Source organism: Streptomyces fuscichromogenes (genome assembly GCF_014645815.1).
GTDB lineage: Bacteria > Actinomycetota > Actinomycetes > Streptomycetales > Streptomycetaceae > Streptomyces > Streptomyces fuscichromogenes.
Window position 1 is genome coordinate 491299 of record NZ_BMML01000006.1, and the last position, 22236, is coordinate 513534.

18 protein-coding genes and 2 pseudogenes are annotated in these 22236 nt (G+C 72.5%); 5 read left to right on the top strand and 15 right to left on the bottom strand.

What is annotated here, in order from left to right:
- Positions 1–30: 30 nt before the first annotated feature.
- The 13 genes from IEZ11_RS16265 to IEZ11_RS16325 all read right to left on the bottom strand — a co-directional run bounded on the left by IEZ11_RS16265 (position 31) and on the right by IEZ11_RS16325 (position 12999).
- Complete coding sequence (locus IEZ11_RS16265) at positions 31–2160, bottom strand: hydantoinase/oxoprolinase family protein (RefSeq protein ID WP_189263433.1); 2130 nt, start codon at positions 2158–2160, stop codon at positions 31–33.
- A gap of 101 nt (positions 2161–2261) precedes the next feature.
- A complete protein-coding gene (locus tag IEZ11_RS16270; RefSeq protein WP_189263434.1) occupies positions 2262–3860 on the bottom strand; it encodes an FAD-dependent oxidoreductase in 1599 nt (532 codons plus the stop codon).
- Between the two features lie 102 nt (positions 3861–3962).
- Positions 3963–5060, bottom strand: a complete 1098-nt coding sequence (locus tag IEZ11_RS16275) for a LacI family DNA-binding transcriptional regulator (protein ID WP_189263435.1) — start codon at positions 5058–5060, stop codon at positions 3963–3965.
- A 382-nt stretch (positions 5061–5442) separates the two neighbouring features.
- Entirely contained in the window at positions 5443–6372 is a 930-nt protein-coding gene (locus IEZ11_RS16280) for an oxygenase MpaB family protein (protein ID WP_189263436.1), read from the bottom strand.
- 691 nt (positions 6373–7063) lie between these two features.
- The gene (locus IEZ11_RS16285; protein ID WP_189263437.1) at positions 7064–7621 is read right to left on the bottom strand and encodes a HutD family protein; all 558 of its coding nucleotides are present in this window, start codon (positions 7619–7621) and stop codon (positions 7064–7066) included.
- 524 nt (positions 7622–8145) lie between these two features.
- A complete protein-coding gene (locus IEZ11_RS16290; RefSeq protein WP_189263438.1) occupies positions 8146–8433 on the bottom strand; it encodes an SCO5918 family protein in 288 nt (95 codons plus the stop codon).
- Between the two features lie 62 nt (positions 8434–8495).
- A complete protein-coding gene (locus IEZ11_RS16295) occupies positions 8496–8915 on the bottom strand; it encodes a CBS domain-containing protein (RefSeq protein ID WP_189263439.1) in 420 nt (139 codons plus the stop codon).
- A gap of 696 nt (positions 8916–9611) precedes the next feature.
- Entirely contained in the window at positions 9612–9818 is a 207-nt protein-coding gene (locus tag IEZ11_RS16300) for a cold-shock protein (RefSeq protein ID WP_189263440.1), read from the bottom strand.
- Positions 9819–10046: 228 nt separating this feature from the next.
- Positions 10047–10385 (bottom strand): helix-turn-helix domain-containing protein, encoded by a 339-nt coding sequence (locus IEZ11_RS16305; RefSeq protein WP_189263441.1) that lies wholly within the window; start codon positions 10383–10385, stop codon positions 10047–10049.
- A 141-nt stretch (positions 10386–10526) separates the two neighbouring features.
- Positions 10527–10985, bottom strand: coding sequence for an STAS domain-containing protein (locus IEZ11_RS16310; protein WP_189263442.1), 459 nt, complete (start codon positions 10983–10985; stop codon positions 10527–10529).
- Complete coding sequence (locus IEZ11_RS16315; protein ID WP_189263443.1) at positions 10982–11416, bottom strand: DUF5994 family protein; 435 nt, start codon at positions 11414–11416, stop codon at positions 10982–10984. Before IEZ11_RS16315 ends, IEZ11_RS16310 begins: the two co-directional genes overlap by 4 nt.
- A gap of 550 nt (positions 11417–11966) precedes the next feature.
- Positions 11967–12227 carry a hypothetical protein gene (locus IEZ11_RS16320; protein ID WP_189263444.1) on the bottom strand — a complete coding sequence of 87 codons (261 nt, stop codon included), beginning with the start codon at positions 12225–12227 and terminating at the stop codon, positions 11967–11969.
- A 427-nt stretch (positions 12228–12654) separates the two neighbouring features.
- Positions 12655–12999 (bottom strand): hypothetical protein, encoded by a 345-nt coding sequence (locus IEZ11_RS16325; protein WP_189263445.1) that lies wholly within the window; start codon positions 12997–12999, stop codon positions 12655–12657.
- A gap of 750 nt (positions 13000–13749) precedes the next feature.
- Here IEZ11_RS16325 and IEZ11_RS16330 point away from each other — a divergent pair.
- The 4 genes and pseudogenes from IEZ11_RS16330 (at position 13750) to IEZ11_RS52430 (ending at position 15507) form a co-directional block, all read left to right on the top strand.
- Complete coding sequence (locus tag IEZ11_RS16330; protein ID WP_189263446.1) at positions 13750–14154, top strand: DUF5994 family protein; 405 nt, start codon at positions 13750–13752, stop codon at positions 14152–14154.
- Between the two features lie 238 nt (positions 14155–14392).
- Complete coding sequence (locus tag IEZ11_RS16335; RefSeq protein ID WP_189263447.1) at positions 14393–15103, top strand: hypothetical protein; 711 nt, start codon at positions 14393–14395, stop codon at positions 15101–15103.
- Between the two features lie 24 nt (positions 15104–15127).
- Positions 15128–15319 (top strand): annotated as a pseudogene (locus IEZ11_RS52725) (hypothetical protein); the annotation flags it as partial.
- A gap of 53 nt (positions 15320–15372) precedes the next feature.
- A complete protein-coding gene (locus IEZ11_RS52430; RefSeq protein WP_373294914.1) occupies positions 15373–15507 on the top strand; it encodes a hypothetical protein in 135 nt (44 codons plus the stop codon).
- A 94-nt stretch (positions 15508–15601) separates the two neighbouring features.
- Here the strand turns inward: IEZ11_RS52430 and IEZ11_RS16340 are convergent, their stop codons facing one another.
- Positions 15602–16381, bottom strand: coding sequence for a polysaccharide deacetylase family protein (locus IEZ11_RS16340; protein WP_189263448.1), 780 nt, complete (start codon positions 16379–16381; stop codon positions 15602–15604).
- A 243-nt stretch (positions 16382–16624) separates the two neighbouring features.
- Positions 16625–20458: a carboxypeptidase regulatory-like domain-containing protein gene (locus IEZ11_RS16345; protein ID WP_189263449.1), complete on the bottom strand. Its 3834-nt coding sequence runs from the start codon at positions 20456–20458 to the stop codon at positions 16625–16627.
- 514 nt (positions 20459–20972) lie between these two features.
- On the opposite strand from IEZ11_RS16345, the pseudogene IEZ11_RS16350 reads away from it, so the two are divergent.
- Positions 20973–22067: pseudogene (locus IEZ11_RS16350) on the top strand (IS110 family RNA-guided transposase).
- Positions 22068–22236: the final 169 nt, after the last annotated feature.

Below are 22236 nucleotides of genomic sequence, written 5' to 3' on the forward strand. Positions count from 1 at the left end.
CCGCGTCCACCGAGGTGAGTTGACTGTCTGTCATGGCCGCACCTCCAGGACCGCGACCACCGGCTCGTCGGCCGCGCGGGTCCGCAGCTCGCTGCGGGCCAGAGCGAGCAGCGGCTGCGGATCGAGGACGCCGGACAGGTCGGCGATGCGGGAGCCGAGCAACAGCCGCAGGGCGGGAGCGCGTACCCCGCCGTCGCCGTACGAGGTGGACTCGCCCACCAGCCGGGCGAGCACCTCCGGAGCGCCGGCCACGGTGGTGGTCTCCACGCGGGCGTCGGCGGCATGGTGGCGTACGACGCCGTCCATGTCGACGATCCGTACGGGCCGGCGGGCCGGCCGCAGACGGCGGTGCGTCCGCGTGCCGTAGACGGTGTGGGCGGCGGTGCCCGCCAGGACGCGGACGTCCGCGGGGTCGGCCTTGAGACTGGCCGCCGCGGCACGCAGCCGCTCGGTGTCGTCGGCTCGGTGGGACCGGTCCTGGACACGCAGTTCGGTGGCACCGGTGGCGACCGCGCGCACGGTGCTGGTCCGCGGGTCGACAGTGACGTCGACCTCGACGCCTTCGGCGGCGGCGCCCTGCGCGATCACCGCCCGCTCCGCTTCGGCGCGGACGGCGAGGATCTGCTCCTGCGAAGCGCCGGGCACGATCCGCTCGACCTGTTCCCGTACGAGCGCGAGGGCGACGCCGACGGGGCTGATGACCTCGTTGTGGCGGACGATCCGGCCCGCCATGCCGCTGGCATGGGCGAGGTGCGGGGTGACGGACGCGGCAGCGCCGCCTCCGCCGACCAGGACGGCCGTGTCCCTGTCGAGGCGGTAGTCACGGATCATTGCGTCCACCACCGTCCTCACCTGGGCGACGCCCGCGTCGAGGATCCGGGTGGCCGCGGTCGCCACGTCGGTGCCGAGCAGGGCGGCCAGCGGCGCGATCGCGGCGCGCGCGGTCTCCGGGTCGCAGTGGGCGAAGTCGCCCTCGGGGACGCGGCCGAGGGCATTGGCGGCACAGGTCATGGTGACGGCGAACCGCCCGCCCGCCGTGTCCAGCACGGCGTAGTCGGCTCGGTCGCCGTCCAGGGGCCGGACGGTGTCCACCCTGGCGTCGCGCAGCCGGCCGGGGGAGGCGAAGCAGGCGTACGGCAGCCCCGCGATGTGGGCGCTGCGCGGTCCCACGCCCGTCACCCGGCCGTCGCCGATCCGCACCATGGAACCGCCGCCGACACCGACCGTGCGCACGTCGAGGGCGTTCAGATACGAGGTCCTGCCAAGGATGGTGGCGTGCCGGACGGCGACCTTGCCGCGGTGTACGACGCTGATGTCGGTCGACGTGCCTCCGGTCTCCAGGAACACGCCCTCGCTCACCCGTTCCCGCAGCAGAGCGCCCGCGACTCCGGCAGCCGGTCCCGACAGCACCGTCAGGAGCGGTCGGCGGCGCATCTCGTCGAGGGCCATCACGCCGCCGTCGCAGCGCATCACCATCAGGGGCGCGGTCACTCCCGCCTTGGTGACGGCGGCGTCGACCAGGCCGGCGGTGGCCAGCATGCGGGGCAGGATCGCCGCGTTGACCACGGCGGTCCGGGTGCGCCTGTGCAGCCCGTACAGCGAGGTGATCTCGTGCGCGGCGGTCATCGGCAGCCCGTACGGCCGTGCCGCGTCCAGGACGGCCCGTTCGCCCTCGGGGCGGTCGACGCTGAACGGCTGGCTGGCGACGAGGACTTGGGCGCCCGCGTCCTTCACCTGCTCGACGGCGCGGCGGACGGCCGCCGGGTCGTCGGGGTCGGCGACATGCGCGTAGGCCAGCGGGAGCCTTTTGCCGGGGGCGAGTTCGAGCCTGCCGAACGAGGCGAGGCGGCGGGTGAACACCGCCGAGGGGCCGGTCCCGACGCCGATCAGTCCGACGGTCGCCACGTCACCCTCCAGGAGGGCGTTGGTGGCCTGGGTCGTGCCGTGCGCCAGGAAGGCGACGTCGCTCGGGGCGCGGCCGGTCCGGGCCAGGAGCCGGTCGAGCGCCTCGACGATGCCGTGCGCGACGCCGTCCTCGTGGTGGTGGCTGGTGGGGACCTTGATCTGCCCCAGGAGTTCGAGGGTCGTGGCGTCCACGGCCACGGCGTCGGTGAAGGTTCCGCCCACGTCGATGCCGACGCGTATGCGGGGTGTGCTCATGTCAGGGCACCTCCTGGTGCTGGATCGGGTTCGCGCGGGCTGCCGCCGGGCGTGGCGAAGGGAGCCGCCGCGCCCGGAACTCCCGTCCGTGCAGGGGTCGTTCAGTAGCCGCGTACGTCCGGCCAGCGGCGTTGCACTCCGTCGCGGTCGAGCAGCCGCGCGAACTCCCCGAACCGTCTGTCCTCGGCCTGGACCTGGTGCGGCTCGACGTCCTCGGCCACGCAGTGGGCGGCCAGTGCGCCGGCGACCTCGCCGACGTTCCACTCCACCGGGTGGAGCCGGTAGCAGCCGTTGGTGAGGTGGGTCGTGCCGATGTTCTTGCCCGCGGGCAGCAGGTTGCGGACCCGCCGCGGCACCAGCGCCCCGAGGGGGATCTCGAAGGGCACCGAGCCGATGTCGATGTAGTTGTCGCCGCCGGTCGAGGGATGCAGGTCGATGCGGTACGCGCCCACGCCGACGGAGTCCCGGTACCGGGTACCGCCGTACGGGCCGACCGCGTCGATCGCCACGTCGTGCTCGGTGACCGTGGTGACGGCCTTGATGCGGCGGGACTCACGGACGTACGCCGCCTTGGCCAGGCCGTCCGTCGTGCCGGTCACGTCCGGGCGGATCCGCAGGCCCGGGAAGCCGGTGCCGCCGTCCGGGCGCGGCGCCTCGGTCTGCAGCCAGTACAGCAGTGACAGCGACAACTGCCGTGCCTCGCCGAGCGCTTCGGCCTCCTGCCCGATGTACGGCTTGAGCCAGTAGTCGTTGAGCGGCCAGTTGACGAGGGTGATGTCGGAGTCGAACGCTCCCGGCGCGTGCAGCTTGCGGGCGAGGATCCGGCGAAAGCCCCACAGCTCCTTGTCACCGGCGTCGGCGCTCTGGTCGGCGGAGACACCGAGCGGGTCCGGATCGGGATTCGGCACGAAGGTCCGCGGCAGCGGCTCCAGCGTGCGGGGGTCGGGCGCCGCGAAGCCGAGCAGCGGGCCGGGCCAGAACGAGGGCTGATAGCCGCGCCAGAAGCCGAAGTCCGCCGGCCGGTCGATCGTGTGGTCCTCGCCCTCGTGGTGGGAGAGCGCGAAGCAGACCGTGATGCCCTGCTGGTTGAGGGGCTGGGCCTGGTCCGGCGCGTGCGGCTCGTCGAACTCGGCGCGCGCCTCGGCCCCGTTCGCGTGCTCGACGCCCGCGAGGTGGAGGAGCTCGCCGGTCTCGGTGGCGTCCAGGACATAGCGCGCGGTGAGGGTGCGCCGTGTCCCGTCGCGCAGGTCCTCCAGGGTCACCGCCCGTACGACGTCGTCGTCCGACTCGGCGGAGACCGGCCGGTGCTCGGTGAGTACTGTCAGCCGGCCCGCCGCCCGGTGGGGCGCGAGCATGCCCTCCAGGACGGCGAGGGCGACCCTCGGCTCATGACAGAGCTTGCTGACCCGGCCCGCTCCCGGGTTGAGGTCGGTGAGCGCCAGGGCCTCGGCCCGCAACGGGTACCAGTGGCGGTAGTACCGCCGGATCTCCTCGCGCAGCCGCCGGTACGAGGCGGTCGTGCCGAACCGCTCCACCCACGGGTGTTCGTCGGGCGGTACGGCCTGGCTGGTGAGCTGGCCACCGACCCAGTCCGTCTCCTCGGTGAGGACGACGCTGCGTCCGGCCCGGCAGGCGGCCAGTGCGGCGGCCACACCACCGAGTCCGCCGCCCACGACGAGGATGTCTGCTTCGGATAACACGGGCAGTCCTTGCTACTGGATCCCACTACTGGATCTTGCTACTGAGTCCTGCCAGCAGATCAGGTCCATGACAGGGAGGGAGATGGTCCGTACGGACCGTGCTCAGGGACGGACAGGCGGCGGTCCGGTCGTCGGGCCCGGCCGGAAGGCACAGCCGACGAGTGGCTCGCGCGCCTCCTCTCCGGCGACGAGCGCGGCCAGCAGCCGCACGGCCGCGGCGCCCAACTGCGGCCGGGGAATGTCGAATCCGGTCGGCACGGGCTCGCCCGCCAGATCGGAGGGCGGACTGCCGAGCAGGGCGAGGGACACCTCCGCGGGGCAGTCGAGGCCCGCCTCGCGCACGGCGGAGAGCAGGCCCCGCCAGGCCGCCCCGGTGTCGGTCTCCTCCGCGACGAAGGCCGTCACCCCTTCGTCGGTCCAGGCGCGCAGCCGTTCGGGCGTGAGCTCCCGCTGCGGATCCGCGGACCGGAAGACGGTCGCGGTCCCGACAGGCAGACCCGCCGCCTCCAGCCCTTCCAGGAAGCCGCGCTGGCGGTCCGCCGAGGCGGGCGCGTCGTCGTCCTCGCGAATGAGAACGATCCGTCGATGTCCCAACTCGGCCAGATGACCCACGACTTCACGGGTGGCCTCGACATAGTCCGCGCCCACCCATGCCACGCCCTCCAACTCCTCCCGGCGCCCCAGGTGCACGATCGGAAAGCCGTCCTCGACCAGCCGCCTGAGCTCCGCCCGGGGTGTCTGCCGGCCCATAAAGAGACAGCCGTCGGCGAGCCGGACCCGGCTCAGGGCGTCGGGGCCCGCCGCCCCCGCGCCGCCGGTGCTCGACCCGGTGAACAGCACCAGGTCGTAGCCGAGCGCCGCCGCCTCGCACTCCACGCCGACCAGGAAGGGGTAGTACGAGTGCTGCACGTCGGTGGGGAACGTGGCGGTGAAGCTGAAGACACCGAGGAGGTTGTTACGGGCCGCGGCCAGCCGCCGGGCAGCCGGGTCGGGCACGTAGCCCAGGCTGCGGGCCGCCTCCAGGACCCGCCGGCGGGTCTCCTCGGAGATGATCCGCCCCCTGCCCCCGGGCTTCGGGGAGAGCACCAGGGACACGGTCGCCTGGGACACTCCCGCGAGCCGGGCGACCTCGGCCTGCCGTGGCCGTGCCGTACGTCCCGTCGGCGCGGGCGTACGGCCGGGCCGCTTCCTGGGTTCCACAGTGACCTCTCCCCGACCTCTCCCCCGTTCATGCGTATGAGATAATACGCATGAACGGAGAGAGACTGTACCTCCCCGCCCGACAGGTCAAGGCCCGGGGCGGCAGCAACGCGCGACGCAACTCGCGCTCTCAGCCTGGGAAGCGACGGCGCGCGGTGAGCCGTGCACAGGGTGAACTGGGCGTATGTGCTCCGGCTCGGCGTCCGGCAGGGCCGGGAGGCACCGCTGTCGACCGTGGTTCAGGTGTGTCGCGCATGCGTGTGCGCGGGGCCGTCGAGCCCTCGTAACGGCGTGACCTGCGGGCAGAACGCTCCCCGGGCCGCCCCGGGGTTCCCGGCCAAGCCGGCGCACCCCGGCGGCCGACGGGACGTTCCCGGTGAGCTCAGAAGCAGCGTTGGTGAGGGCGGGTACGGTCGGTCCCGTGGGGCTCAAGTTGCCTGAGTTGTGCGGGGGTTCGTCGGGTTCGGCCGAGGCGTTCGGGCAGCGGTGTGCGGTGGTCGGGCAGCAGCCGCTGGGCGCGGAACGCCGACTTCAGGAAGATCCGGACGACGCGCTCGCGTCGAGGGCTCATCCAGCCGATCCGGTGGAGCCGGCAGACACGCTCGCCGGCGAGGTAGCGGGTCACGTCTCTGCCGAACTCCCGTAAGGGGGCGGGGAACCAGCGCTCGGCGAAGAAGTCCGTCATCGCGGTCGCCACCCGGCGTCCGGATTCCGTCTGCTCGTACGGCCGGGCGTCGAACTCCGCGGCGAATCGGGTCATCGCGTTCCAGTCCTCGGGAAACGCCTCGTCGGCCAGTGGGCCGGACGTGCGCTCCAGGAGGCGGAAGACCGCCTGTGCCCAGTGGTGCCAGGCGGTCTTCATCGGCTCGCTCGTGCCGGGCAGGCCCAGCGAGGTCTGCAGACGGTCGGCGAACGTGGCCAGCAGGACCAGGGGATAGACGAAGTCGTCGATGTCGTCGAGGTTGCCGGGCAGGTGCGGGGTGCGGCGGTCGACGGCCCGGTGGATACGGTTCAGCCGTTCGGCGGCCCTGCGGCCCGCCGGGCTGGACAGACCGTCCACCATCCAGGCCGTCAGGAAGTCGTTGCCGTCCTGGAAGCGTCTGTGGGGCCGCGTCTGAAGTTTCGAGGTGTGGGCCAGGGTGTCGGCCGTGTCGCTCGGCTGCATCATGCGCATGGTGCCCGGATAGATCATCATCGCGAGGCCGAACTCCGGGACACGATGGCCGACGTAGAGCGAGATCATCCGCTCCCAGTCCTGCTCCGGGTCCAGCCGGGCCAGTTCGCGGTCCACCCACTTGTACCCACGGCGCACTGTCGGTTCCCTCTGTCTCGGAGCCACCCGCGAGCTCACCCCGGCCCCTGCCGGAACATGGCGCCGTGCCCGCACGGCGGGCCACGGCGCGCGGCCCCCGCGAGAAGAGGACGCGCGCCTCTCCGCTTTCCGATGCGATCGCCGCGTATGACCTGCGTCACGCGTCACCGGACGCCAAACGCCCCCCGATGCACCACAGTTGGCGACGTACGACGCGCAAGCGCCCGCCGTGCTGACGCCTTTCGAACGGACGACGGCCGGTGGGCGCCGAGGCCGCCCGGAAGGAAACCTGAGCGAGCGCGCGATATCCGGAGATGACGACCACCGTGCGGCGACGGGATCCGAACGCGGTGTGCGGCGGCTGATCGCCGACCGGTACCGGCCCTACGAGATCCTCGGCGGAGGCGGCATGGGCACGGTCTGGCGCGCACGACCAGCTGCTGGACCCTCCGGTCGCCGCCGGGCAACCGCACGTCCTCACCGCCGGCGACGAGGGGCACCGCACACGGCCGCGCCGGGCGGTCCGTGAGGCCCGTGCCGTCGCCCGGGTGCCGCACCCGCATGCGGTCGGCGTCCACGGCCTTGTGCTGGGGCGCCGCCACGAAGAAGAGGTTCATCGGCGGCCCGTCCGACCCGCCCGTCGTCACCTACCGCCCGTCGCTGAACCGGCGGTCCTGACCTGCCGGCTCGGTCATCCCGCAAGGACCGCCCTCGCGGAAGCGGGCCCCAGCAGATCCAGGGCTTCCAGGCCCGGGGGTTCCGCCTCTGTCGCCACCGCGACGACGACTCGGGATCCCACCGGAGGGGACGCGGCGCTCACGAGGTGCACGTCCTCCCCGTCCTGTCCCGTCTGCTGCATCAGGTTCACGGCCCAGCACGGTCCTTCCAGCCGTACGAGTTCCGTGACGCTCGCACCGGAGAACGACAGGATCTCCCGCTCCCCCACCTCGTGCAGCACACCGTCGACGCGCAGGGAGACCGCGCCCGCGACGGGCGAGAACTCCCGGCGCACACCAGGAAGCGGCGAGAACGGGCCGGCAGCGGTGAGCCGTGCGACGCTCAGCCGCCACGGCGCGGTCTCGGGGTCCAACCGCACACCGGCCGAAAAGGAGACGAACTCCGAGGTCTCACCTGCCCCGTTCGCCCACGGGAGCGGCGAGACGTCCCGGAAGCGCCGAACGGTTCGCAGGGCAGCACCTCCGCCGCCGGCAACCGCCCGGACGACCAGCAGCCGATGCTCTCCGTCCATTCCCCCAGCGTCCCACACCCGCATCAGCGTGGCGCAGGCAGCGGCAGACGTCCGCGAGCCGCCCGAAGGACGGTGACCGCCGGCGGCCTGCCGGCTCTTCTGTGATCAAGTGCGACGCGGTGACCTGTGCGCATCCGACGAGGAGATCCGTCAGGAGACGCGACCGGCCGCAGCGGCGGCGATGCCGCGCCTGCGGACCGGCGCCGTCCAACAGACCTGACATGGCCCGCCTCGTCCTGCCCGACGGGCGGTCCGGGGCGAGCTGCCGGAACGTCGTCGGCCTTCAGAGTGCTCGGCGCGACCGCACCCACGCCCGCCGGACCAGCGGTGCCCCTTGGACGACGGTCCCCACGCCACCCTCGCCGCGCGCACGCGGCGTGCGGGGGCACGGCCGGGCCGCGCCGGATCTCGCCGGGCATCCTCACGGCGGCAACCGGGCAGAGCGGGCCATGCCGTCTCGTGCGGCTCGCGGCTTCTTGCCGAACCGGCGGACGGCACCTGAATCGCCGTGACCCCGGAAATCGTCACCAACCGAGCGCGTCCTCGTCGGCCCACGCGTCCCGGGGCCGCTCCGCCGGGGGCGCGTCGTGGCAGGTGAAACCTAGCCGCGTCAGGGCGCGACGCATCTCGAACGACGTGAAGTCCCGACGGTTCTGCCTGGTGATCACTTCCCCGACCTGCATCACGGGGTAGAGCCGACCCTCGACGGTCACGGACACGCCGGTGACGGGTTCGGGGGTGATGCCGTCCATCGACTGCTCGACCTCGCTCTTGGTCAGGTCGAAGGGGAAACGGGCGATGACACAGCGCATGAATGCCTCCGCAGAGATGAGGGAACGCCGGGGAACGACTCCGGGACGGCCGGACAGGGCGGTCAGGGGGTCAGCGCGAGAACGCCCAGGGCGTAGCCGTGGTCGTCGACCACGGGGGAGACGTTCAGTATCCGTACCCGCATGGCCGCTTCCGCGTCGCCGAGTGCGGCCGTCGACGCGGTGAACGGTCCGCGGTCGAGCGGGATGTCCCGCAGCCGGGTCCGGTCGCTGAACCACGAGCCGCCGCGGTGCGCCGTGAGCTGGGCCTGGGTGACCAGTCCCGCGCACCGCCCGTCCTCGTCCTGGAGGAGCAGGTGCGGGACGCGAGCCCCGATGAGCACGGACAGGGCCACGTCGACCGCCATGTGGTCGTCGACCTGCGGCCCGGGGGCGTACAGCATGGCGTCGCGGGCGGTCAGTCCGGTGCCGTCGGTCCTGCCGGACCGGTGTGCCCGGGGCGGAGCCGGCGGAATCGGTGTCATCGGCGTGCTCAGCGTACTCGGCGTACTCGGCGTACTCGGCGTCAAGGGCTTCTCCTCTTCGTCGGGGCGGGCAGGAAGACGGCGTCCCGGCCTGGCCACCGGGAGCGGGGCCGCGTTCCCCGTGGCCGGACTATGTGGTCGGCCCGGCGGCGGAGCGCGGCCAGCAGCCGTACGGGCATGTCCAGCTCGGCGAACGCCGCTACCGCGGGCAGCGGCTCCGTCAGGGTGACGGGCGGAGAGAACTCCTGTCGCCGTGCGGTGGGGTTCGCTCCCTGAGGACTCCTGCGCCCGGTGCCCGGACGAGGGCCCTGGTGGCCCGTCTCCTGCTTGCGGAAACGACTTCCTCGCGTCAAGCCTGTCGAGTGCGGGGCACCTTCCTCGATACGGCGTGTCGAGGAATTCCGTCCGACGGCGGGCGGCCGCACGAGGAATCACAAGAATGAGCCGAAGAAAAACGGAACGCCGGGCCTCTCTCGATACCGAAGCCGGAACTGTCATCAATCCGGAGACCCGGAGATCCCGGAGACCCGTAGATCCCGGAGACTCGAATATTTCAGAAAACCCGGAGACCTCGGAAATCCGATATCCAGGTGTCGGGGTGTACGGGTAACGCAATGGCTGGGGCCCGCACCCCAGGAGCGCGGGCCCCAGCCACATGATGCGCGAGCCACTGGCTCGCGACGCTACGCGTCAGTCTCAGGCAGCGACGATGTTCTCGGCCTGCGGACCCTTCGGGCCCTGCGTGACGTCGAAGCTGACCTTCTGGCCTTCCTGAAGCTCGCGGAAACCGCCGTTGCTGATGATGCTCGAGTAGTGAGCGAACACGTCAGCGCCACCGCCGTCCTGCGCGATGAAGCCGAAGCCCTTTTCCGCGTTGAACCACTTCACGGTGCCAGATGCCATATTGAATCTCCCTTGGGGGGCAGTGCCGGACCTGCACTTTGCGGGGCCGGGTCGCCGCGATGATCACCCCTCCGGAAAGATCCGGAAAGCTATGCAAAGAAAAAACCTCTGGCAACCAAAACTGCAACGCCTATTACGTTAACACAGTCCGAGAGGAACCGGCCATGCACATTCGCGTTCACCCGTGATTCTCATCCCGCCGGAACCGGTATTCCTGCACCGGCGGAACTAGATATTGGCGTCGCCCTCGTCCAGCTTCCGGCGTATTTCACGGTTGAGGCGGAGGGCGTCGTCCAGCTGGTCCTCGAGAGAGATGATGCGACAGGCGGCCTCGACGGGGGTGCCCTGACCGACCAGCTCGCGGGCGCGGGCAGCGACGAGCAGCTGGCGGCGGGAGTAGCGGCGGTGACCGCCTTCCGAGCGCAGCGGGGTGATCAGCCCGGCCTCACCGACGGCCCTCAGGAAGGCGGGGGTGGTGCCGAGCACGTCGGCGGCCCGGCCCATGGTGTAGGCGGGGTAGTCGTCATCGTCGAGGTTGCCGACGACAGGGTCGTTCTCGGCGGGCATGACACCTTCGTTCCGGGAGCGCTGCGAGTGACCCAGTTGTGCGTGGCACCCGTGCTCCGAAGGAATCAGCACCATCTGCGTCGTGCCACAACCCTATCTGCGGCGGGCACTGACATGTGGCCTCGCCGTGGCAGATCTCCTTCAGGGCCCACTCGACACCGCCGTCGCCCCGGCCCTCCGTCCCTCCCAGGCCTCCTGTGCGTTCGCGTAGGCGGGGAAGCGGCGGAGCATGCCGGTGCAGCGGAAGACCAGGCCGATCGTGTGGTTGTCGTGGACGATGCGGATCCAGCCGCCCCGGGCGTGGCAGTCGGCCCACGCCTCGCACAGCGGCCGCAGAATGCTGCAGTCGGCGAAGGTGACCGCGCTCAGGTCCACGATGATCAGAAGCCGTCCGGGCCGGGCCGCGCGGACCTTGGCCAGGGCGCTGACCAGTGGTGCGACGGTCTGCGCGTCCAGTTCACCGTACGCGCGGACGATGCGGCACTCCTCGAAGAGCGCGTGCGCTTCGCCCTGGGCGGCCGACGGATCGCGCAGTGCGGGGCACAGAGGCGAGACGGCGGCCTGCCCCGCCGGGGCTTCCACCCGGGGCGCGGCCCTCATCCGGTCTTCCCAGCCGTGCCTCCGAGGCGGCCGGTGCGGGCGAGCTCCAGCATCCGCACGGCGGTCAGCGGGCTCTCGGGGTCGTCGACCGCGGCCAGCAGCCGGGCGGCCGTTCCCACGGACTCGTCGGGCGGGACCACCAGGAGCACCCAGCGTCCCACGGTGCCGCAGTCCAGGGTGATGACATGCGCCTCGTCCGCGGGACCAGCCGACTGCACGGTGATCGCCCGGCCGGGCGCCATGACCGCGTGCGGGGCGCCGGGCCATTCGGCGGGGTCGACGGTGACCCGTACCTCGGCGTCCACGTCCGGTTCCAACGCGACTACGAGCGCGGGCAGTTCGAGTTCCAGGGCGTCGCAACGAGGCCACCAGGCCCCGTCCAGCGGCCCGTGACTGATGTCCCGGGCGACCGTCAGGCGAGGCAGGGGCATGCGATACGTGTGCGCGTCGGCCGCGGACGCACCTGTGCCCCGCGTTCTGCTCGTTCCCATCGTGCGGTCCCGTCCCGGGCGCCATGGGAACGGCCGCCCGTCGCGTCACTCGCCGGGAACGGCACCGCCGACCGCGCTGCGCGAAAAGCTCTCGGTGTGGCCAGGCTACTCCGGATCACGGAGAAGCGGACGGGGCCGGGCCTCCTGCTGTCGTGTCTCCCGCTGCTCCACCAGGCGGATGCCCTCGCGTGTCGGCGGCACGGCGACCGGGGTCCGGTGCGAGGCCGGTTCCACCGTGATCAGGCCCTCGTCGGCCAGGTGGACGCAGGCGGCGGGGAGGCCTCACCGGGCAGCCCCGACTCGGCGCGGAGCTCCGATCCGCCGGCCCCGGGGCGGTCGTGCTCCACAGCCCCGTACAGGGATCGCAGGACCGCCTTCCGGTTGTTCTCGCGTGCGCGCGGTTTTTCGTCATGTCTGTCGTTCTCCGGGGTGTCGACGGCCGCGTGGGGACGGCCGGGACGGCGGACCCTCCTGGCCGCACGGACCCGGGTCACACCTCATCGGCGTGCGCCGACGCCTGTCCCGTCGACTCACTGGCCGCGAGCCACGACCGCGCGGGTTCCGCGGTGTGGGCGGTGTCGAGGGTGAGATGGAGCCGGGTGCCACCGCCTGCCCCGGCGGGGTAGCTGCGCTGCTCGGTCGAGGCGAAGCAGTGACGGAGTACCTCGGCCACGCGCCGGGCGACCTCAGGAGTCGCCGCGACGATGCGCACCTCGGCGTGGCTCACGGAGGGCAAGGTGTCGTCGTCCATGCGGACCTCCTGGCGGGCGACGGGGCAGAACGCGGAGGCATCGCCACCCGACAACGCCGAGAGACGGTGCGGGGGCGGCCGCGGCGGGTCTCCACGCGGGCCCGTCCGAGTCACCCGGCGATCCCCTCTTTCTGAAGGGTATGCCGGGAAGGACCGCCCCTGCGTGCCGGCCGCACCGCGCACCGGACAGCGGCAGGCCCGTCACGCGTTGCCCGCCCCGGGTGACCGAACGGAGCCGGGCCGGTCGGCCCGTGCCGACGGCGGAGGCCGCTCGCGAAGGCGGCTGTCCCTCCCAGCCGGGAATACGGTGCGCACACCGGCGCGTACCGTACGACGATCCGGACACCGGAGCCGCTCTCGGCGATCGACGATGCCGGGGACGGGACGGCGTGAACCCCCGCCGTTTTCCGGCGGGGCCTGCCGTTGTCTATGTACGCAGCAGGCGTTGGGTGAGGTCCCGGTACTGCCGCAGCGCGTCCCTCAGTTCGGCGGAGTCCGCTTCGGGGTCCCGGTCCTGCCAGCCGGCCCGGAGCACCCGCCGCAGCTCCGAAAGGGCGCTCGCCAGCCGGGCGGCGGCTTCGTCGAAGGCGGCCTCGGCCTCCTCCAGCGCCTCGCGCGGCGTGTCCGCGAAGGTGTTGACGGCATGTCCGAGGCGGCGCACGATCTCGGCCCGTTCTTCCGGCGGGAGCAGCGGCTCCGGGCCCGTGGTCCGGCGTCCGCCCGGGTCCGGGTGCAGGTCGGGGGGCTGCTGGGCGCGTGTCTGGTCGTACATCGTCGTGTGTACCGCTTCCGTCTGCGTGGGGCACCGCCCGAAGGCGCCCTTCGCCTTCCCGACGGCCTGCTTCAGGCTTCCGGAGATCCGGTCGACCCTGCCCTTCCCGGCCCTCAGCCGTCCCGCCAGTCAACGTCCGGTGACGACAGGTGTCAACGCGACGCCGCCCCCGGTGCATCCGGTCGAGGGCCGCCGGTCAGCGGAATCCGGGTATCCCCCGCCCGAGGAGTACGGTGGGCGGAACGAGGGTGGGTCGTGTCTGTCCGACAGGCCGTCACCAGCACACCACCCATCTCCAGGGGCAGTCCGTGACCCCGGCCGCAGCTCTGTCCCAGCGGCCTTCGCCGAGGCCCAGGACGCCACCATGCAGCCCAGTCCCCTGCACGCCCACCCCGCCGGACGTCGCCTCGCGAATCCGAGGCGGCGGATCCGCGGCCATGGCCGCGGCCTCCCTGCCCATGGCCTGACCGCCCTGCTGTGGGCAGGACTTGCGCCCGCATCGTGCCGCTCCACCACGTGGCCCGGAGCGTCAGTCCGCTGCGCCACGCGCCAGGTGAAAGCGCCTCCCGCACCCGACGGGCCTTCGACGAAGCCACGACCAGGTGCCCCCTCAACCGCCTCTCCGTCCGGCAAACCCGGCGCGACCGCCACCACGCGGACCGCGGCAGCGCCCGGCGATGCCAACCAGAGTCGCCGCGCGTCGCACCTGGCGGCACCCACGCACCCACCCAAGGAAGTCGGCAGCACCTCATGACCACCGCACTGCAACCACCGCTTCCCTCCCGCCCCGTCCTCCGCCTGCGCCTGGCGCCCCGCGGCGGCCTGCCCCGGTCCACAGACGGAGCCTGGTGGCCGCGCTCCTACGACCTCCTCGTGGAACTCCCGCACCTGTTGGCCGGGTTGCCGCGCGAGTGGGGCCATATCACCAGTGTCACCGTCAACGGGGCGGTGTGGTCCGCGGCGCCCGGCCGGATGCTCGTCTCCAACCAGGTGGTACGACTGCACAGAGCCCTGGCGGCGAACGCCCCGGACACCATCGTCCTGCTCGCCCCCGGCCGAGGGCGCTGGGACCTTGTGGTCGTGCCTCCGGACACCACCGAGGACGCCGCCGAACCGCTCATGACGGCCGCGGCGGATGACGCCGGGGAAGGCTGACTTCGGCGCCCGTGACATCCCCGCCGTCCTGCCCGTCGCAGTCAACCCACACGCACCCGCCCTGTTCCCGGCGACTGCCGGGGCGCTGGAGCGTCGGAGCGGGCCGCCGGGGCGGGCCTCGCCGGGAGTACGGTGGAGAGACCGAGGGCATGCCGTGCACCGCCTCCGACACCGGTGCCGTTCTCGGGGATCGACGACGCCGGGGCGGCCTTCGCCCGTGCCCGGGGCTGGGTTGCTCATGCCCGCGCACGTGTTCCTCCCGACGCCCCTGACCCTCCCCGCGCTCCAACCCGCACGGGGCAGGCCGCGTACTCGCCTGCCGGACTCGAACTCGGACTCGAACTCGGCGAAGGCCGAGCGCCGCTCGTCGCCCGAGGTGGCGGAACGCGTCCGTCCGCTGACCCGTGGGCAGGTCGCCGACCGGCTGCAGGAGCTGGGTGATCTGTACGCGGAGACCTCCGGTGGTGACGCGTGGGCATGGAACCAGGCGCGTGCGACGTTCCTCGTCCATCTCGCGGCCGACGCCCGACGGCCGGGGTTCTCGCTGCTGATCGCCGAGACCACCGCCCTGGCCGGATACGCCTACGGCTTCCCCGCGACCGGCGCCGGCCCGTGGTGGGCAGGGTCCGGCGGACACGTCGGAGCGAGTCTGCTCCGTCGTACCGCCTCCGGCGGTCTCTTCGTCGTCTCCGGAATCGTGGTGCCGCCTCGCGTGCGCCGGGAGTACAAGGACCAGGTCTGGAACCTCGCCCGGCGCCTGCAGCGGCGGTTGCTCGCCGGCCACGGCGCAGCGCTCGGCGTCACGCTGGTGGACGCCCGGGACGACAGAACGGTGGAGACCATGCGGTCCTGGGGCTGGCGTTACGCAGGGGACGGCACCCTCCCGGCCGTGCCGCTGACCGAGCCGCCCGGTCCGTTCCGTGTTCTGGTACTGGCTCCGGGGACGTGAGCGGCCGCCTCCATGGATCACACCTCGGCGGCCCGGACGGACCTGGAGTCCCCGAAGGGCAAGGCGCTGCCTGCCGCGACGGTGACGGCGGACGGGACCTTCTCCTTCACCGACGTCCCACCCGCGGGCAGCAAGGTCACCTACCAGGTCTCCTACGCCGGCGACGCCGATCGCACGGCCGCCTCCGCCTCCGGCACGGTCGAGGTTCCGCCGGCGCCTGGCGGCCGGCCGGGTACGAGTACTTCAGGCTCGACTCCAAGGGCAGGTCGGTGGTGGAACTGCGGGGCACGCACCAGACCGGCCACTCGATGCGCGTGCGGTCGTCCTACATCGACAACTCCTCGAACGACACCGTGAACTCGACCACGCACGGCCCCTGGAAGTACTTCACCTTCACCACCTGAGGCCGCCCCCAGACCTGAACCCCCGGTTCAAGGACGGCTCGTCCCCTCAGCCCCGATAGGCGGCGGTGCCGACACGTGACCTTGCGCGAAGGGCTCAGCGCACCGGGAAGCCGAAGGAGTACCCCTGCTCCTTGAGGCGGGGGAGGATCCGGCGCAGGGCGGCCACGGTCTCGGAGCGGTCGCCGCCCGCGTCGTGGAAGAGAACGGTCGGCCCGTTGGGCAGTTCCCGCTCCACGGTGGCGACGATGGCGTCCGTGCCCGGCTGCTCGAAGTCCTTGGTGTCCACGTTCCAGCCCAGCGGACGCATCCCCCGGGAAGCGGCCAGCTTGCGGCTGTAGGGAGTGAAAGCACCGCCGGGCGCCCGGTAGTACATCGGCGCCACGCCCCCGGACGCTTCGGTGATCATGCGTTCGGCGTCGAGTATCTCCCGCGACTGGTAGGCCTCGGACTTCTTGTCCATGGTGGTGTCGTGCGACACCGAGTGGTCGCACAGCCGGTGCCCGGCCGCGACCACCTTCTTCACGAGGTCCGGGTGGGCCTGCGCCTGCGTCCCCACCATGCAGAACGTGGCCTTCACCCCGTACTCCCGCAGCACGTCGAGCACCTGAGGGGTCCACACCGGGTCGGGGCCGTCGTCGATGGTGATGTTCACACCGCGCGCTCCCTGGTCCGAGGCGTGCGCGATGGTCACCGAGACCGGCTTGACGGCACTGCGCAGCGTGGCGGACGCGGTCGTCCTCGCCTTCGGCGACGCGACGCCGACGACACCGGCCTGCGCGGTCCATATCGAGGCACCGGCGGCGAGCACCGTCACACCGAGCGCCGCACCGAGCACCTTGCCGTACCAGCCCCGCCCGCCGCCGTGCCGTGCCATGTCCGCCCCGCTCTCCCGTAGTTCCTCACCGGTCCTCGGTCATCTTGCGACCACATGACAGGACGACGGACGGCGGCCTGGCGATGCGTCCGTTACCGATCACGGACAATCCCAGGGGAGTTCGCGGACAACTCGGCGCGCGGCGGCCGGGAGCGTCGGGAAGGGCCGTCCGGACACGCTCGTTCGGAGCGCGGCCGGACGGCGTGTGCAGGACCGACGTCAGCGCATGGGTCGGGGCACGGGTCAGCCCACGGTCATCCGCACCGGGACCACCGGACAGGTGTACGGCGTGTCCGTGCCGACGGCCAGCGCGGCCGTGTACGTCCCCGTCCTGTCGACTGTCGCGACGGAGGCGTCCAGGCGAACGGTGACGGTGACGCGTGCGCCTGGGCGCAGCTGGACGGTGGCGGGGGCGGCGGTGAGCCAGGGCACGTCGGCGGCCGGGACGCAGTCGTCGAGGCCCGGCAGCCGTTCGACGGCCGGGGTGGCGTCGAAGACGCTGCGGGCGCCGCCGACGTGGAAGAAGCCGCACGCGCCGCCGCCCCGGTAGAGGGCGTTGGCGGAGGGCGGCAGGCCGGTCCAGGTGCGGGCGGCGGGGTCGTAGGCGAAGCCGCCGTCGGTACGGCCGCCCATCAGGTCGCTGGTACCGCCGGAGACGAGGAACCGTCCGTCGACGGCGGTGTAGGCGGAGCCCCACAGGTCGGTCGGCAGGTCCGGGATCCGGGTCCAGTGGGCGGAAACGGGTTCGTAGACGTAGGCGTGCCGGGTGCCGCCGGTCGCCGTGTAGCCGCCCGCGCAGTACAACTGGCCGCCGACGGCCCCGCAGCCGAGCCAGGAGACGGGCTCCGGGTACGGCGTCGTGGTGCCCCACGTGTCGGTGGCCGGGTCGTAGACCTGGACCGTGGTGGTGCCGCAGCCGGACGAGGCGCAGCCGCCGACCAGGTACCACTTGCCGTCCAACGTCGCCGAGCCGGCGGCGGCGTACGGTGTGGCCGCCCGGGCGACGCTGGACCAGGTGTGGTGTTGCGGGTCGTAGACCTCGGTGGCGGCGACGGGGGTGCCGGTCGCGTCCCAGCCGCCGGTGACGTAGAGCCGCCCGCCGAGGAAGGCGGCCTCGGGGGCCTCGCGCGGGGTGGCCGGGCCGCCGGGGATCGCCGTCCAGGCGGCGCTGGCCGGGTCGTAGACGTTCCCGCCGTCCAGCAGGGAGGTGCCGTCGATGCCGCCGACCGAGTAGACCCGGCCGTCCGGGCCGGTCGCGACCGCGTTGTCCATGACGGCGGTCGGGTAGTCGGTGACCTCGGTCCAGGCGGAGGCCGCCGGCGCCGCCGCCTCGGTGCCGGATGCGGTGGTGGTGGACTTGGCCGCGGTCAGCGGCAGGGGACTGTAGTCGCCGGGCACGTACTGCGCGGCGGGGTCGGTGACCGTAGCGGCCGGGATGTCACCTGACCGCTCGGTGAGCGTCACGGTCAGCGGTGCCGAGCCGGTGTTGCGCAGGGTGAGCCGTGCCGTCGCCGTCCGTCCCCGGTGCACGGTCCTGGTGACGGACGCCGGGCCGACCGCCAACCGGCCGGCGCGCAGCACCGGTCGGAGGCGGCTCGCGTGGTCGGCCCGGACCCGGACCGTCCTGGTCGTCGTGGTGTAGTGGCCGGCGGCCGTGGTGATCCGCTGCCGGCCGGTCCCGGGGACGAAGAGCGCGTACGTGCCGTCCCCGGCCGTCGTCGCCGATGCGCCGCCGGGAGCGGTGACCGAGGCTCCGGGCACCGCCGCGCCGGTGTTCCGGTCCGTCACCGTGCCGTACAGCAGCCCGCCCCGGACCGGGGCGCACCGCACGCCGCCGAAGGTGACGTCGTCGACCTGCCAGTAGTAGGCGTTGTGCGCGGTGTAGCGGAACCGCAGCCGTACCGCGGACTTCCCTGCCGCGTCCGGCAGGCTCAGCGCCTGGACGCCGGGTCCGGCGTTGACCGTGTCCCGGTGCCAGACCGTGGACCAGGTCCGGCCGCCGTCCGTGCTGAGGTCGACGTCCGCGCGGGAGTCGTCGTCGAACTTCCTGTAGAAGGTGGCGAAGCGGACCGCGGCCGTGTCGTAGCCGGTCAGGTCCAGTACGGGTGAGAGAAGCGAGGTGTTCTCGTCGTCGCCGTAGTGGTCGCTGTCGGCGATGGCGAAGCCGCCCGAGCCGCCGGTGAGGTTGTCGCGTGCGCCCGGGTCGTCGAAGACCCAGGTGTGTCCAGCGTCGGCGCCGGTGACGGTCCAGCCGTCCGGAGCCGACGTCCCGTCGAAGGTCTGGCTCGGGGCGCTGAACGTCTGCCGGTAGCCGGGCGCCACGCAGGACGCGGCGTCGACCCGGACGGCGAAGTCCCGATGCCCCGCCCCGGTCCCGGTCGTCACGTCGGCCGTCGTCACCTGGTAGCCGGTGTAGACGGGGTCGACCTGGAGGGTGAGGGCGCTGTTGGCCGGCAGCCGCAGGGTGTAGCGGCCGGTCGCCGGGTCGGTGTACGTCCGGGTCGACGGCTCGCCCGCGACCTGGACGCCCGCGGAGAGCGGCCAGTCGTGCCCGGAGCCGTCCCGGATCCGCCCGGTGTAGGTGACCAGCGGCTGCTCGGTGAGCGTGAAGTCGCGGCTCGCGGCCTGGCCGTCGCCGATCTCGACGCCGGCCGAGACGGCGCTGCCGTAGCCGAACCGCGCGGCCGTCACGTCGTACGTCCCCGCCGGCAGCGTCATGTCGTACGTGCCGTCGGCGGCGGTCGTCGTGGCGTCGGCGCCCGCCGTGACGCGGACGCCGGCGAGCCCGGTGCCGGTGTCCGGGTCGGTGACCCGGCCGGTCAGCTCGCCGTAGGGGCCGGTGGTGAAGGCGGTGGTGCCGTCGGGGGTGCCGAGGCCGGTCGGGCCGTCCCAGCCGGTGCCGGAGGTGCACAGATAGGCGGTGTCGCAGGTGCCGTTGGTGCCGGTGGCCACGTCGTGGAGGGCGCCGGTGTGGGCGTACGGGTAGGCGTTGGGGTACGTCTTCGCACCCGGCTTCCCGGCGAGGGCGTAGGTGGCGGCGATGAGCGGGGCGGACGCGCTGGTGCCGCCGTACACGCCCCAGCCGCCGTCCTCGTACGTGTTGTAGACGCTGACGCCGGTCGCCGGGTCGGCCACCGCCGACACGTCGGCGACGGCGCGGTTCGCGCAGCCCCGGTCGGTCTGGAAGGAGGGCTTGGCCTGGTAGGCCGAACAGCCGCTGCCCGCGCCGGTCCAGGCGGACTCGCTCCAGCCGCGGGTCGTGGAGGTGTCCCGGGCGAGCGAGGTGCCGCCGACCGCGGTGACGTAGGGGAGGGAGGCCGGGTAGCTGGTGCCGTAGCCGTTGTCGCCGGTGCTGAACGTGATGGCCACACCCGGGTGCCTGTAGTAGGCGTCGCCGGGCAGGTCGCCGATCGCGCTCTCGCTCGCGCCCCAGCTGTTGGAGACGTACGCGGCGCCGAGCGCGACCGCCGTGTTCTCGGCCTCGCCGAGGCTGTCGATGCTCGGCTCGTCGGCCTCGACCAGCAGGATGGAGCACTGCGGGCAGGCGGCGCTGACCATGTCGAGGTCGAGGGCGATCTCCCCGGCCCAGCCCCCGTCGGGCTGCGGGTAGTCGGTGCCACCGCGCTGGTCGGCCTTGCGGAAGCAGCCGCCCGCTGTGGTGCAGGGCGGCAGGCCGAACTGACTGCGGTAGACGGCCAGATCGGCCTCGGCGTTCGGGTTGTCGTAGGCGTCGACGATCGCCACCGTGGCGCCGGCCCCGGCCGTGCCGGAGGGCAGGTCGTAGGCGCTCTGGAGGTCGGCGGGGCCCAGCCCCGCCGGTGCCGCGAGGGGCTGCAGGCCCTTGGCCTGCCGCCCCATGTCATCACGGGCGAGCGCGAAGCAGGACGCCTCGCCGGGGCGACTCGGGCGCGCGCAGAGGGCGCGGGTGCCGGGCGCTGCGGTCGTGTTCGTTGCCGTTGCCGATGGCGATGGAGGGGTGCCGGTGTCGGCCGCGGCGGACGGTGCCGCCAGGGTCAACGCCAGCAGGCCGGCCAGAAGGGCGGGCAGTACCGCCGACCGCGCTCTGGGCTTTCTCATCCGGTCCGCTCTGGTCATCCGCGTTTCCCAGACCTTCCGTGGGGGAGAAGGAGCAAGGCCGACCAAGCGTAGGGCATGTGCATGTCAGGTGTGTTTCTCGTGAACGACGAGGGCCCGTTCCTGTGGCCGGAGTGTTGCATGTCCTCTTCACAAGAAGCTGATCAGTGAAGGGGCTTGGCGCTGTTGCTTTCACCTTCGAAACCCCGTGGCGGCCTCGCCCGCCCTCACTCGTCCTCGCCTGACCCGTCCCCCGTCATCTTCTTCGCGGTCCTGCAGGAGGATCGCTGGCCTCCGGGCCCGGCATGACTGTTCCCCCCTGTCGAACGGATGCCCTGGGGGGTGGTGTCACCGGGCCCGGGAGGCGCCGTTGGAGACGCTGATGAGAGGTCCGACTACCGCTTGGTCTGGCGCAATGCCCGGCCGTTTGCGGGCGGCAGGTCTGCATGACGTGGATGCGCGCATACGACGCCGACGCCCTGGCCGGCATCGCACGAACCCCGTTCGGGAGGATGGGCTGGACGACATCGACGACGTGGGCGTCTTCCTCGGCCTGGACGTCGGCAAGAGCACCCACCACGGGCACGGCCTCACCTCGGCCGGCAAGAAGGTCTTCGACAAGCAGCTGTCGCCCGGGCCGCCGGCTGCAAGGTGGCCTACCTGCCCGGACTCTCGATGCGACGGATCGCCGGCCTCTACCCGGGCAAGGCGAAGACCGACGCGAAGGACGCCGCGGTGATCGCGGACGCGGCCCGCACCATGCCGCACACCCTGCGCCCGCTTCAACTGACCGACGAGATCACCGCCGAGCTGACCGTGCCGGCCGGCTTCGACCAGGACCTCGCCGCCGAGGCCACCCGCACCTCCAACCGGATCCGCGGCCTGCTCGCCCAGTTCCACCCCAGCCTGGAACGCGTCCTCGGCCCCTGACTGGACCACCCCGCGGTGACCTGGCTGCTGGAACGCCACGGATCCCCGGCCGCCCTGCGGAAAGCCGGTCGCCGCAGGCTCGTCGAGGTGGTCCGGCCCAAGGCCCCACGCATGGCCGCCCGCCTCATCGACGAGGTCTTCGATGCCCTCGACGAGCAGACCGTCGTGGTCCCGGGCACCGGCACCCTCGACGTCGTGATCCCGTCCCTGGCCCGCTCGCTCGCTCTCCGCCGTCCACGAACAGCGCAGGGCCCTGGAAGCACAGATCGGACAGCTGTTGGAGGCTCACCCTCGTTCCGCGGTCCTGACCTCGCTTCCGGGGGTCGCGGTCAGGACCGCCGCCACCTTGCTGGTCACCGTCGGCGACGGAACCAGCTTCCCCACCGCCGCCCACCTGGCCTCCTACGCCGGCCTTGCCCCGACCACCAAGTCGTCGGGAACGTCGATCCACGGCGAACACGCGCCCAGAGGCGGCAACCGGCAGCTCAAACGCGCGATGTCCCTGTCCGCGTTCGCCGCCCTCCACGATCCCGCCTCCCGCACCTACTACGACAAATGCCGAGCCAGAGGAAAGACCCACACGCAAGCCCTCCTCCGGCTCGCCCGCCGACGGATCGACGTGCTCTTCGCGATGCTCCGCGACGGCACCTTCCACGAACCCGGAACCCCACGCCTCGCTTGACGAAAGACATAGAGGCACCCCTCCCCCGCGAACATCGGCTACGAGACCCCGTACTCGTTTCTTCCGCGGCCCTCCGCCGGGCAGCCGTGTTGGCGGTCGCCGTTCCCGTCGCCGGAACCAGCCTGACCGCTCCGTCCGCCTTCGCCGCCGACAAGGCCGTCTCGAAGAC